Below are 12,417 nucleotides of genomic sequence, written 5' to 3' on the forward strand. Positions count from 1 at the left end.
ACGGGCCTCTGACGACGTCTTAGTGTGTGTATACAGAATACAGCCGATCCCGGATTTGCACCAGTGCCCGGTCGGGATCAGCCGGTGATGACTCAGAGAGGAGACTTCGTGCCCGCACCCGGTGGCGACCAGCCCACCCGACGCGTCCGCCTCGACGCCCTCGCCTACGGCGGCGACTACAACCCCGATCAGTGGTCGGAAGAGACCTGGCACGAAGACATCCGTCTGATGCGTGAAGCCGGCGTGAACATGGTGAGCCTGCCGATCTTCAGCTGGCCCCAGCTGGAGCCGGAGCCCGGCATCTTCGACTGGGCCTGGCTCGATCGCATCATCGACCTGCTGTGGGAGGCGGGCATCGCGATCGACCTCGCCACCGCCACCGCGACTCCGCCGTCGTGGCTGCTGCGCGCGCACCCCGAGATGGCGCCGTGGGACGCCGACGGCCACCGGCTCGAGTTCGGATCCCGCCAGACCTACTGCCCCTCATCCCCGATCTGGCGCGAGAACGTCGCCCGTATGGCCAGAGCCATGGCCGAGCGCTACGGCGAGCACCCGGGGCTCGCGATGTGGCACATCTCGAACGAATACGGCGACCACACTTCGCGCTGCTGGTGCCCCGAGTCGGCCCGCCACTTCCGCCGCTGGCTGCAGAACCGCTACGGCGACCTCGACGGGCTGAACGAGGCCTGGGGCGTGAACGTATGGGGTCAGCGCTACACCTCGTGGGAGCACATCGAGACGCCGAAGAAGGCTCCGGGCCCGGTCAACCCCACCAAGCTGCTCGACTTCGAGCGCTTCTCGTCGGATGCGCTGCTCGAGCTGTTCCAGGTGGAGATCGACGTGCTGCGCGAGGTCACACCCGACATCGCGGTGACCACGAACTTCATGAGCATGTTCCGCGATCTGAACTATTGGGACTTCGCCGCCGTCGAAGACGTCGTGACCGATGACGCCTACCCCGAGCCGGCCGACCCGACCTCGCACGTCGGCGCCGCGCTCAACTACGGGCTGATGCGCTCGCTCAAGGACGGGCAGCCGTGGCTGCTGCTGGAGTCGTCCGCGAGCGCCACGAGCTGGCGCGACGTGAACGTGCCCAAGGCTCCTGGCAAGATCCGCGTCGAGAGCCTGCAGGCCGTCGCCCACGGCTCCGACGCCGTGATGTTCTTCCAGTGGCGTCAGGCGAAGTACGGCCAGGAGAAGTTCCACTCCTCGATGCTCGGCCACAGAGGCGAGCGTTCGCGCAGCTTCCAGGAGACCAAGGCGCTGGGCAATGAGCTCAAGAAGCTCGAGCCGGTGCGTGGGACCCGCGTGCGCTCGCGTGTCGCCCTCGTCGTGGACTGGGACTCGTGGTGGGGCACCGGCGCTGCGGAATCGCTGCCCTCGCAGCGGTTGCAGTGGGCACAGCAGGCCCGCGCCTGGCACCGGGCGCTGTACACGCTCGGCCAGCCGGTGGATGCGGTGCGTGCGACGGGACCGTTCGACCGCTACGACGTGGTCGTGGTGCCGAACCTCTACATCGTGGAGCAGCCGCAGGCCGAGGCGCTGCAGGCGTTCGTCGAACGCGGAGGGCACCTCGTGGTCGGGCCGTTCTCGGGAGTGGTGGATGCCACCGAGAAGGTGCACGACGGCGGAGCGCCAGGACTGCTGCGCGACCTGCTCGGCATCGAGGTCGACGAGCAGTGGCCGATCGCCGACGGGCTGACCGAGAGCATCGACTTCGCGGGCGAGCTCCTGACGGTGCCCTCCTGGAGCGAATGGCTCGAAGCGGATGACGACGTCGAGGCGCGTGCCACGTATGCGAGTGGTGAGCTCGACGGCCTGCCGGCGGTGACCCGTCGCGCGGCGGGGGAAGGGTCGGCCTGGTATGTCAGTGCGATGTTCGAACCGGACGGTCTGCTCACGGTGTTCCGCGACGTGCTGCGCACTGCCGGCCTTCCCGCTCGCGAGCGGACGGACGTCGACGTCGAAGTCGTCACCCGAGCAGACGACGCCACCGACTACACGTTCTATCTGAATCACGGGCGCTCGCCCGTCGCGTTCGAGATCCCGTCGCCGGGCGTTGACCTGCTCACCGGCGTGCGTCATGCGGGCCGTCTGGAGCTCGAACGCTTCGGCGTGGCGGTGCTCGCCGCTCCCCGCGCCGACACCCTCTCTCTTGCCACCCTGACCCCGCCTTCGGGCGCTGATGATGTGAAGGAGGACGCATGACCACTCCGTTCGTGCATCCGTACATCCCCAACACCGCCCCCGAGTCGAGGGCGGCGATGCTCGCGGCCGTCGGCGCCGCGTCGGTCGACGAGTTCTACGCCGATGTGCCGGCGTCGCTGCGACTCGGCCGGGCGCTCGATCTGCCGGCACCGTTCGCGGCCGAGCAGGACCTCGCCCGTCACGTGCGCGGACTGCTCGCCAGGAACCGCTCGACCGAGGAACGACTGAGCTTCCTCGGCGCGGGCACCTACAACCACTACGTGCCCGCCGTGGTGGATGAGGTCATCGGCCGCAGCGAGTTCCTGACCGCCTATGCCGGCGAACCCTACGAGGACCACGGCCGCTTCCAGGCCCTGTTCCAGTACCAGTCGCTGATGGCGGAGCTGTTGGAGATGGACGTCGTGAACGTGCCGGTCTACGACGGCTACCAGGCGACGGCGACCGGTCTCACGATGTCGGGGCGTCTCACCGGCCGCGTGCGCGTGCTGGTCGTCAGTGACGTGCTGCCGGCGAAGCTCGCGAAGGTGCACGACTACGTGCGGGCCCACCTGACGCTCGAGCACGTGCCGCCCGTGAACGGCACGGCGGACGTGGAGGGGATCAGGACCGCACTCGGCGACGATGTCGCCGCCGTGTGGGTCGAGACGCCCAGCGCCACCGGCGCAGTGGAGGCGGCGCTGCAGGAGATCGCGGATGTTGCGCACGCTGCCGGCGCCGTGCTCGTGGTCGGCACCGATCCCATCGGCTACGGGGTGCTCACCCCGCCCTCGGTCTCCGGTGCCGACATCGTCACCGGAGACATCCAGTCCCTCGGCCTGCATCAGTGGTTCGGCGGAGCCCACGGTGGCTTCATCGCCGTGCACGACGACCCCGCTTTCGTGATGGAGATGCCCTCGCGCCTGTTCGGGCTCACCACCACCGACGTGCCCGGCGAGTACGGCTTCGGCGACGTGGCCTACGACCGCACCTCGTTCGCACACCGCGAGGAGGGGAAGGAATGGGTCGGCACGGCCGCGGCCCTGTGGGGGATCGCCGCCGGTGTCTACCTGGCCCTCATGGGTCCCACCGGCATGGCAGAGCTCGGCGAGGTGCTGCTCGCCCGCACCCGGTACGCGCAGCAGGCCCTCTCCGCTGTTCCCGGTGTCTCTCTCGATGACGACGCCGTGCATCTGCGCGAATTCACGGTGACCCTTCCGGTGCCAGCGGCGGAGGTCGTCACGGCGCTCCGCGCCCGGGGCATCGAACCCGGCGTGGTCGTGGGCGAGCACCGCCTGCTCGTCTGCGTCACCGAACTGGTCTCCCAATCCGACATCGACGTCCTGGCCGGCGCGCTCGCCGCAGTCGTCGCCCCCGAACTCGCAGAGGAGCAGAAGTGAGCCTCCCCGTCGCGCCCAAGCCGGCGCTCCGCCGATTCCAGCAGGCCCGCTGGGACGAGCCGATCATCTTCGAGCTGACCACACCAGGTGAACGCGGCGTGCTGGTGTCGCAGGTCGAGCCGGGCGTGCGCGAGGCGGTGGGCGATGTGGTCGCCGCGCTGCCGGCTTCCCTGCGCCGCGCCGCGAAGCCGAAGCTGCCCGAGATGGGGCAGATGCGCGTGCTCAAGCACTACCTGCGTCTGTCGCAGGAGAACCTCGGTGCCGATTTCAACGTCGACATCGGACAGGGCACCTGCACCATGAAGTACGCCCCGAAGATCAACGACCAGCTCGCGAACACCCCGCAGCTCACCGCGATGCATCCGCACCAGGATCCGGCCGATGCGCAGGGCGTGCTCGAGATCGTCTGGCAGTTGGAACGGGTGCTCGCCGAGATCTCCGGCATGGACGAGGTGTCGCTGCACACGCAGGGCGGCTCGGCGGCGATCTGGTCGAACATCGCCATGATCCGGGCCTTCCATGAGGCGAACGGCGAAGGCGAGCAGCGCCGCGAGGTCATCACCACGATCTTCAGCCACCCCTCGAACGCGGCCGCGGCGAAGGCGGCAGGCTATGAGGTCATCACGGTCTACCCCGACTCCGAGGGCTATCCGTCGCTCGACGCGCTCAAGGCCGCGTTGTCGCCCCGCACCGCGGCGATCATGGTCACGAACCCGGAGGACACCGGCATCTACAATCCGGCGATCCGGGAGTGGGTCGACGCCGCGCACGCGGTCGGAGCCCTCGCCTCGTACGACCAGGCCAACGCGAACGGCATCCTCGGGGTCACGCGCGCCCGCGACGCCGGCTTCGACGTGTGCCACTTCAACCTGCACAAGACCTTCGGCACCCCACACGGCAGCGGTGGACCGGGATCCGGTGCGAACGCCGTGAGCGCGGCACTGGCTCCGTTCCTGCCGGGACCGCGCGTGGTGCGCGACGATGACGGGACCTTCGGGGTGGTCGAGGCGGGAGAGCTGTCGATCGGCGCGGTCGGCCCGTTCTTCGGCGTCATCCCCGCGCTCGTGAAGGCCTACTCCTGGATCATGGCACTGGGGGCTCCGGGGCTGCTCGCCGCCGCGGAGACCGCCGTGCTGAACAACAACTACCTGATGGCTCGTGTGCTCGCGATCCCCGGGGCCTCGGCGCCGTACGCCACCGGACGCCGCCGCATCGAGCAGGTGCGCTACTCGTGGGAGGAGCTGTACCAGGAGACCGGCATCTCGTCGGAGGAGATCGGCGTGCGGATGTCCGACTTCGGGATGCACTACTGGACGAGTCACCACCCCTACGTGGTGCCGCAGCCGTTCACGCTGGAGCCCACCGAGTCGTACTCCATGGCGGAGCTCGATGAGTATGCGGCGACCCTCGCCGAGGTGGCACGTGAGGCGCGGGAGACCCCCGAGGTGGTGCGCACCGCCCCGCACAACCAGACCGTGCACCACACGCACCATGACGATCTGGACGACCCGGAGCGGTGGGCGATCACCTGGCGCGCATACCAGCGGAAGTACGCGGTGGAGCTGGCCGCACTGGCGGACTGACCGCGATGCTCGGACTCGTCGTCAACCCTGTCGCCGGAGTCGGAGGGCCCGCGGGGCTCGCCGGCTCCGACGGTGCGGACGTGCAGCGCCTCGCCCTCGCGCGCGGCGCCCGTTCGCGCGTGCAGGAACGGGCGGTCCTCGCCCTGACGACGCTCGCCGAACGGCATCCGGGACTCGTGGTCGCGACGGTGCCCGGTGCCATGGGCGCCGATGCGGTGCGCGCCGCAGGTCTCGTGCCGTGCGTCGTCGGGGCCGGCTCGAGCGATGCGGGCTCGATCGATGCGGGCTCGCGCGGGGCGGGTGTGACCGAGGTGACGCAGGCGGCGGATACCTCGCGTGCGATCGCAGCGTTGGCCGCGGCGGGGGTCGATCTGATCCTCGTCGTGGGAGGCGACGGCACCCTTCGCGACGCGGTCACGGGGCTCGGCGCCGTGGCACGTCCGTCGGGTGAAAAGCCCGATGGCGGAAGGTGCGACGACGGATCCGCGCTCGACGCCGAAAGCTGTCGAGAGGTGCACGGTCTGCCGGCCGTGCTCGGAGTTCCGGCAGGCGTGAAGATGTACTCGCCCGTGTTCGCGGTCAGTCCGCGGGCGGCGGGATCGATCGCCGCGGACTGGATCGAGCACGACGGACTCCCGACCGAGGAGCGTGAGGTGCTCGACATCGACGAGGCCGCGATGCGGCGCGCCCGCGTCGACCCCACGCTGTACGGAATGCTCCGGGTGCCGCATCGTGCGGGCCGCACTCAGGCACGCAAGGCGCCGACGCCGGTCACCGAGGCGGCTGCGGTCGAAGCTGCGGCCCGCGGGGCTGTCTCCCGCATGCGACCGGGCGTGCGCTATCTGCTCGGCCCCGGCGGTACGACCGCGGAGATCGCTCGGCAGCTCGGCGTCGAAGGATCGCCACTCGGCGTCGACGTCGTTCTCGACGGTGCCGTCCTCGTCCACGGTGCGAGTGAGCAGGAGCTGCTCGCCCAGATCGCCGAGGGCCCGGCGCGGGCCGTCGTCACCGTGATCGGCGGGCAGGGGTTCCTGCTCGGGCGCGGCAACCAACAGCTCTCGGCACCCGTTCTTCGTGCGCTCGGCGACGACCCGCTCCTCGTCGTCGCCCCCGAGCAGAAGCTCATCGACCTGCAGGGTCGGCCGCTCCTCGTCGACACCGGCGACCCGGAACTCGATGCGAGACTCGCCGGGCATGTCCGCATCATCACCGGCGTCGGCACCACGAGTCTCTATGCCGTGACCGCACCCGAACTCTCCCTCACCTGACACATCCCGACCCCGACAGACCCGTCTGCACGTACCCGAAAGGACACCCCATGCGTCTCGAGAACAAGAAGGCCATCGTCACCGGAGGTGCCGGCGGCATCGGTCGCGCCACGTCACTCGCACTCGCTGCCGAGGGCGCGGCGGTCGCCGTCGTCGACCTGAACACGGAGGCGGCCGAAGCCGTCGCGGAGGAGATCCGTGCGGCCGGTGGCATGGCCATCGCGATCGCGGCGGATGTGGCGAGCGAGTCCGACATCGAACGGGTGGTCGCCACGTCGGTGGCCGAACTCGGCGGAGTGAACGTCGTCTTCAACAACGCCGGGATCATCCGTCGCACCACCGCCGTCGAGACGACCGTCGAGGAGTGGGACCGCGTGTTCGGCGTGAACGTGCGCTCGATCTTCCTGATGTGCAAGCACATCGTTCCGGTCATGGAGGCTGCGGGTGGAGGCTCGATCATCAACACCGGGTCGGGCTGGGGCCTCAAGGGCGGTGGCCAGGCCATCTCCTACTGCGCCTCGAAGGGCGCGGTCGTGAACATGACGCGCGCGCTCGCGATCGACCACGGTCCCGCCGGCATCCGCGTGAACTCGGTCAACCCCGGCGATGTGAACACCGGGATGCTGCGGGAGGAAGCGCGTCAGCTGGCGCAGGACACCAACGCGTTCCTCGCCGAAGCCGCCGATCGCCCGCTGCGCCGCATGGGCGAGCCGAGCGAGGTCGCACAGGCGGTCGTCTGGCTGGCGAGCGACGACTCCTCGTACGTCACCGGCTCGGCCCTCGTCGTGGACGGCGGCGGGATCGCCTAGCCCTGTCCGTCGGCCTTCATCTGGATCAGCTGGATCAGGTTGCCGCACGTGTCGTCGAGAACCGCGACCCAGGCGGCACCGATGTCGGTCGGCGGCTGGGTGAACACGACGCCGAGCCCGGTCAGGCGTGCGTGTTCGGCGGCGAGGCCGTCGACGGCGAACTGCGCGAGTGGGATGCCGTCTTCGACGAGCGCGTCGCGGTAGGGCTTGACCGCGGGGTGCTCCGAAGGCTCGAGCAGGAGCTCGGGTCCGCCGGGCGCTTCGGGCGAGGTCACCGTGAGCCAGGCGGCATCGCCGAGGGGGATGTCATGGTGCTTCGTGAAGCCGAGCACGTCGGTGTAGAAGGAGAGGGCCTTGCGCTGGTCATCGACGAAGATGCTGGTCAGTTCGATTCTCATGGGGTGCTCCGTGTGGTCGGCCACCGCTCGGCGATGCGGGCGATGGGTTCCGGATGGAAGAAGTGGAACTTGGAACGGCCTTGTCGTTCCGTGGAGATCAGTCCGGCGGATTCGAGTACCGCGAGGTGCTGGGAGACCGCCTGCCGGGTCAGCGTCACACCGTGCTGCATCGTCAACGTCGAGCAGATCTCGAAGAGCGTCTGTCCGTCCCGCCGCGACAGCTCATCGAGGATGAGTCGCCTCGTCTCGTCGTCGAGCGCGTGGAACAGATCGGCCATGGGATCACGATAGGCAAGTGGATGCTTGCATATCAAGCCTGTCCCAGGACACTCGCGTAAAATCGGGACAATGACCGACGCCCCCTCCGACGCTGCACCCGACCTCGGACCGGGCGTCGACCCCGAAGATCTCGCCACCACGCTGCGCGTGCTGCGCGAGCTGCACCGGATCGACAACGAGCACCCCGATTTCATCGCGGTACGCCAGGCCACCGCGGCGATGTTCAAAGACGTGAAGCGGGTGCGCCGCAAGCAGATCCGTGACGCGATCGCCGAGGCCGACAAGGCCGTGGTGGCCCGCACCGCCACGGGTGCCCCCGACCGCATCGACGATGAGACCCGTGGCAACGATCTCGCCACCAGCGTCGTCGACGCCCCGATCGCGGGCGAGCTGCTGAAGCCTCGCAACTGCTACATCTGCAAGCAGCCGTACACACAGGTCGACGCTTTCTACCACCAGCTCTGCCCGGACTGCGCCCGCTTCAGCCACGGCAAGCGCAACGCCCGCACCGACCTCACCGGCAAGCGCGCCCTGCTCACGGGTGGCCGCGCGAAGATCGGCATGCACATCGCGCTGCGGCTGCTGCGTGACGGCGCGCACACCACGATCACGACCCGCTTCCCGCGAGACGCCGTGCGGCGCTTCTCGGCCCTGCCCGACTCGGCCGACTGGCTGCACCGCCTGCGCGTGGTCGGCATCGACCTGCGCGACCCTGCTCAGGTGATCGGCTTGGCGGACTCGGTCGCCGCTCAGGGCCCGCTCGACATCCTCATCAACAACGCCGCACAGACCGTACGCCGCTCGCCGGGTGCTTACTCCCTGTTGGCGGATGCCGAGCTGCAGCCCCTCCCCGACGGGCCCCTGCCCGAGATGGAGACCTTCGGGCACACGGCCGACCCGCACCCGCAGGCGCTGCAGGCCTCGGTCGATGCGCATCCGCTGCTCTCGGTCGCGGCCCTCGGCGGCACGGTCGCCGAGCAGGGTGGTCAGGCACTCACGGCCGAAGATCTCGCGCGCCTCGCGATGGCGCCCGGATCGTCGTCGCTCGAGAAGCATGCCGACGGCACCGCGATCGACGCCGGCGGCCTCGTGCCCGACGTGAACCGCGTCAACAGCTGGGTGCAGTCGATCGAGCAGGTCGATCCGCTCGAGATGCTCGAGGTGCAGCTCGCCAACACGACAGCGCCGTTCCTGCTGATCAGCCGTCTGCGCGCTTCGATGGCCGCGTCCGATGCGCACCGCAAGTACGTGGTCAACGTCTCGGCGATGGAGGGACAGTTCTCCCGCCGCTACAAGGGCCCTGGCCACCCGCACACGAACATGGCCAAGGCTGCGCTCAACATGCTCACCCGCACCAGCGCGGGGGAGATGCTGGAGAAGGACGGCATCCTCATGACCGCCGTCGACACGGGCTGGATCACGGACGAGCGTCCGCACTACACGAAGGTGCGCCTCGCCGAAGAGGGTTTCCATGCCCCGCTCGACCTGGTCGACGGTGCCGCCCGCGTGTACGACCCGATCGTGCGTGGCGAGGCCGGCGAGGACATCCACGGCGTGTTCCTCAAGGACTACGAGCCCAGCCCCTGGTGACTCCGAAGGTGCGCGCTCGATAGCATCGACCCGTGGATCTGATCTCGGGCGCGGCCAACGTCGTCGGCATCGCCGGCGCTGCTGCGCCCCTCATGCGTCGTGGAGCAGTCGAGCGCGAGGTTCACGAATGTCTCACCCGGGCGCTGACGCAGGGCTTCGCCGAACAGGGTCTCGACAACGACCGAGGCGCGAGCGCCTCCCTCGTCGCTGATGCGGTCAAACCGAAGCGGGCATACTCGCTCCTCGCTCAGCACGACGAGCAGCTCGCGGCGCCCGACCGCGTGGAACGGTGGTCTCGGGTGCTGCAGGAGGTCATCCCCGCCCTCGACGTGCTCGATGATCGAGCGGTCGACATCCCCCGTCTCGCGCGGCAGACCGCGCGTCTGCTGGCGACCGAGATCGACGTGGCGGCCCGACGGCCGGGGAGCGACCTCGCGATGGTACTGCTGCTCGCTCGGTCGGCCCAGACCGCGGCGACGCCGGCGGACACGCGATCCGGTGCGCCGGAGGAGCAGTCGACGTTCGTCCGGTCTTCTTCTGGTGCGGTCTCCAACATCGCGACGCTCCCGTTGAGCGAGCAACCGGTGCCGCGCCCGGAGCAGGGCATCGTGGAGAAGCGCCTCTCCGAACATCGCATCGCCGTCATCGCGGGCGGGCCGGGCGCCGGCAAGAGCGTCCTCGCGGAGATGACCGCGCACGCGCAGGGCACGCGCGACCCGCGTGACCTGCTGTGGTGGGTGAACGCGAAGACCCCGCAACATCTCATCGAGTCATGTGAGGAGATGCTGCTGGAGTTCGGCGAGCAGCCGACGGGAGACCTTCCGATGCAGGTCAGGGCGGTGCTCGCCCGCGTCGAGACGTGGCTCGTCGTCGTCGACGATGCACCGGAGTTCGACGCCATCCGCACGATGATCCCCGCGGAGCATGCGGGCGGCGTGGTTCTGGTGACGACGCGCTCGGCCGCGTCGTTCCCCCGGTACGCGGTCGTGCAGCTCGACACAGCGGAAGACGCCACGCTGCGCGAGATCGCCCGCCGGCGACTTCCGGAGGTGGTGTCGGAAAGGGACATGGACGAGCTGCTCGGTGCCTGTGCCGAGAACCCCCTGATCGTGTCCACGGCGTGCGGGTACCTGGCGGAGACGGGCATCTCCATTCCTTCGATGGTCGCCCTGATGCGATCGAGCCCTACACGCGTCCTTGCTGGAGGGTCGGCGCACTCCGGCTTCGTCGGCGTCCTGTCGGCGGTGCGGGACAATGCCCGCGAACCGCTCAGCTGGGACCTGCTCGTCGCGGTGGCCGTCAGCGGCGGCACCGGTGTGCCCAGGCAGCTGTTCGAGGAGGCGTTCGGAGGGGGCGCCGATGCCTCGACGCGGGTCGACGGCGCCTTCCGCGAGCTCATCGGTATCGGTGTCGTGCGCATTCGCGATTCGCTCGTCCAGAGTCATGCCCTCACGGCTACGGTCGTGGTCGACCTCGCCGAACCGGTGCTGCGGGCCGAATCTGCCGGTCTGCTCATCGAGGCGATTCTGAGCCTCGTCGAGGTCCCCGGCCGGCGGCTGCTCCCCGGCCTTGCCGCAGTGATCGATGCTGTGGAGTCTTCGTTGCCGCCCGCGCATCCGTCCCGTGTCCTGGCGAGGATCCTGCTCGCCGAACGTCGAACGTCTCGCGGAGCAGGGGCTGAGTCAGAGCGCCTACCGGCAGATGGAGATCGCGCGAGCGGTTCCGTTCGTGAGCGGGAGTCCGGATGTTCAGCAAGTCATCCTGCAATCGGAGGCGCGCGTGCATCTGCTCGCCGGCGATTCCGTCGGGGCGAAGCGCGCTGCGGAACGTGTCGCGGCGGATTCGACTGCGCCACGCGCGCTCCGGGCGGCAGCGCACGTGACCCTGGCCTGGGCTGCGGATGCACTCGGAGACCGTGCGGGAGCCCAGGCCAGCATCGCTGAGACGCTGCGTCTCGTGCCGGATGAGCCCGGCGTGCAGGCGTTGCACGATCACTTCTTCATCCTGGACGCTCCCGCCACCGAACGCGTGGACCGTTACCTGACGCTCGCCGAGGAGTCGACCGAGGAGATGCGCGGCCATTTCCTCACGATGGCCTCGCGCAGCTGCATCGACGCAGGCCGACCCGCCGATGCCGTCGCGATCGCGCAGCGCGCCGTGAGCGTGGACCGCGCGGTCGGGGGCGAACGCAGCCTGCACGTCGCTCGCGACCTCAACGATCTCGGCATGGCGCTGATCGCCCACGGACAGCTCGCAGAGGCGGCGGCCGCTCTCGAGGAGTCGATCCAGATCTATCGCGAGGAACACGAGGCGCACAGCCACGTCGCGTTGCCGCTCCTTCATCTCGGCCGAGTGCTCACGCAGCGCGCCCGGGAGACGGACCCGCCGGATGCGGATCTCGTCGCGAAGGCTCGCGGAACTCTGGACGAGGCGATCGCACTCCAGCGCCTTGCGGCGCCGGACAGCGATGATCACGCCAGCCTTCTTTACGCACGCGGAGACGTCCTCTTGCTCTCCGGTGACAACGAGGGCGCGCTGGAGGCATTTCTCGAAGCTGCTCGGATCGATCGAGATGTCTACGGCGACGGACATCCAGAGGTCGGCATCGACGTGGCAAGGGTGATGGACACCCAGCTGATGATGGGTGACCCGGCCGCGGCGCTCCGTTCTCTCGAAACGGTGCGAACCTCTCTGCAGGCGTGGGAGCAGCACCACTCCGACCTCGTGCTCCGCATACTCTGCATGCAGGTGCTGGCGCGGTACGCGCTGTCCGCGGGGCTCGACGCGGAGGCCATCGAGACCGTCGGGCGGATCGAGGTCCTGTCGACCAGACCGGAGATCGCGGACGATCCTCGGTCGTTGGCCGAGAGCATCATCGCCTGGGCGCGGCGCGGGGGTCGGTAGGG

General features: G+C 69.2%; 10 protein-coding genes. 8 read left to right on the top strand and 2 right to left on the bottom strand.

Annotated elements, in window-relative coordinates:
- The first annotated feature begins 108 nt into the window (after nt 1-108).
- The 5 genes from HDC31_RS14835 to HDC31_RS14855 are packed head-to-tail and all read left to right on the top strand — an operon-like array spanning nt 109 to nt 7,244.
- On the top strand, nt 109-2,208 hold the full coding sequence (locus HDC31_RS14835) for a beta-galactosidase (RefSeq protein WP_113680306.1): 2,100 nt from the start codon (nt 109-111) through the stop codon (nt 2,206-2,208).
- Nucleotides 2,205-3,584, top strand: coding sequence for an aminomethyl-transferring glycine dehydrogenase subunit GcvPA (gcvPA, locus tag HDC31_RS14840; protein ID WP_113680300.1), 1,380 nt, complete (start codon nt 2,205-2,207; stop codon nt 3,582-3,584). Before HDC31_RS14835 ends, gcvPA begins: the two co-directional genes overlap by 4 nt.
- Nucleotides 3,581-5,167, top strand: coding sequence for an aminomethyl-transferring glycine dehydrogenase subunit GcvPB (gcvPB, locus tag HDC31_RS14845; RefSeq protein WP_113680301.1), 1,587 nt, complete (start codon nt 3,581-3,583; stop codon nt 5,165-5,167). Before gcvPA ends, gcvPB begins: the two co-directional genes overlap by 4 nt.
- 5 nt (nt 5,168-5,172) lie before the next feature.
- Nucleotides 5,173-6,435 (top strand): ATP-NAD kinase family protein, encoded by a 1,263-nt coding sequence (locus tag HDC31_RS14850; protein ID WP_179516282.1) that lies wholly within the window; start codon nt 5,173-5,175, stop codon nt 6,433-6,435.
- 50 nt (nt 6,436-6,485) lie between these two features.
- On the top strand, nt 6,486-7,244 hold the full coding sequence (locus tag HDC31_RS14855; protein WP_179516283.1) for an SDR family NAD(P)-dependent oxidoreductase: 759 nt from the start codon (nt 6,486-6,488) through the stop codon (nt 7,242-7,244).
- Here HDC31_RS14855 and HDC31_RS14860 read toward each other — a convergent pair.
- Both HDC31_RS14860 and HDC31_RS14865 read right to left on the bottom strand, forming a co-directional pair.
- Nucleotides 7,241-7,642: a VOC family protein gene (locus tag HDC31_RS14860; protein WP_113681689.1), complete on the bottom strand. Its 402-nt coding sequence runs from the start codon at nt 7,640-7,642 to the stop codon at nt 7,241-7,243. The two genes, HDC31_RS14855 and HDC31_RS14860, sit on opposite strands and share 4 nt — an antisense overlap.
- Nucleotides 7,639-7,920 carry a helix-turn-helix transcriptional regulator gene (locus HDC31_RS14865; protein WP_171010931.1) on the bottom strand — a complete coding sequence of 94 codons (282 nt, stop codon included), beginning with the start codon at nt 7,918-7,920 and terminating at the stop codon, nt 7,639-7,641. The genes HDC31_RS14860 and HDC31_RS14865 overlap by 4 nt, the downstream gene beginning before the upstream one ends.
- 70 nt (nt 7,921-7,990) lie before the next feature.
- On the opposite strand from HDC31_RS14865, the gene HDC31_RS14870 reads away from it, so the two are divergent.
- The 3 genes from HDC31_RS14870 to HDC31_RS14880 are packed head-to-tail and all read left to right on the top strand — an operon-like array spanning nt 7,991 to nt 12,415.
- Nucleotides 7,991-9,511, top strand: coding sequence for an SDR family NAD(P)-dependent oxidoreductase (locus tag HDC31_RS14870; RefSeq protein WP_113681690.1), 1,521 nt, complete (start codon nt 7,991-7,993; stop codon nt 9,509-9,511).
- A 32-nt stretch (nt 9,512-9,543) separates the two neighbouring features.
- On the top strand, nt 9,544-11,454 hold the full coding sequence (locus tag HDC31_RS14875; protein WP_147251353.1) for a hypothetical protein: 1,911 nt from the start codon (nt 9,544-9,546) through the stop codon (nt 11,452-11,454).
- Nucleotides 11,390-12,415 carry a tetratricopeptide repeat protein gene (locus HDC31_RS14880; RefSeq protein ID WP_179516284.1) on the top strand — a complete coding sequence of 342 codons (1,026 nt, stop codon included), beginning with the start codon at nt 11,390-11,392 and terminating at the stop codon, nt 12,413-12,415. Before HDC31_RS14875 ends, HDC31_RS14880 begins: the two co-directional genes overlap by 65 nt.
- The last annotated feature ends 2 nt before the right edge of the window (nt 12,416-12,417 follow it).

Source organism: Microbacterium sp. JAI119, assembly GCF_013410135.1.
GTDB classification, from domain to species: domain Bacteria; phylum Actinomycetota; class Actinomycetes; order Actinomycetales; family Microbacteriaceae; genus Microbacterium; species Microbacterium oxydans.

Bases quoted from the DNA above. Each gene is read 5' to 3' on its own strand.
- gcvPA (WP_113680300.1), top strand. From the start codon at position 2,205: ATGACCACTCCGTTCGTGCATCCGTACATCCCCAACACCGCCCCCGAG.
- HDC31_RS14850 (WP_179516282.1), top strand. From the start codon at position 5,173: ATGCTCGGACTCGTCGTCAACCCTGTCGCCGGAGTCGGAGGGCCCGCG.
- HDC31_RS14855 (WP_179516283.1), top strand. From the start codon at position 6,486: ATGCGTCTCGAGAACAAGAAGGCCATCGTCACCGGAGGTGCCGGCGGC.
- HDC31_RS14860 (WP_113681689.1), bottom strand. From the start codon at position 7,642: ATGAGAATCGAACTGACCAGCATCTTCGTCGATGACCAGCGCAAGGCC.
- HDC31_RS14865 (WP_171010931.1), bottom strand. From the start codon at position 7,920: ATGGCCGATCTGTTCCACGCGCTCGACGACGAGACGAGGCGACTCATC.
- HDC31_RS14870 (WP_113681690.1), top strand. From the start codon at position 7,991: ATGACCGACGCCCCCTCCGACGCTGCACCCGACCTCGGACCGGGCGTC.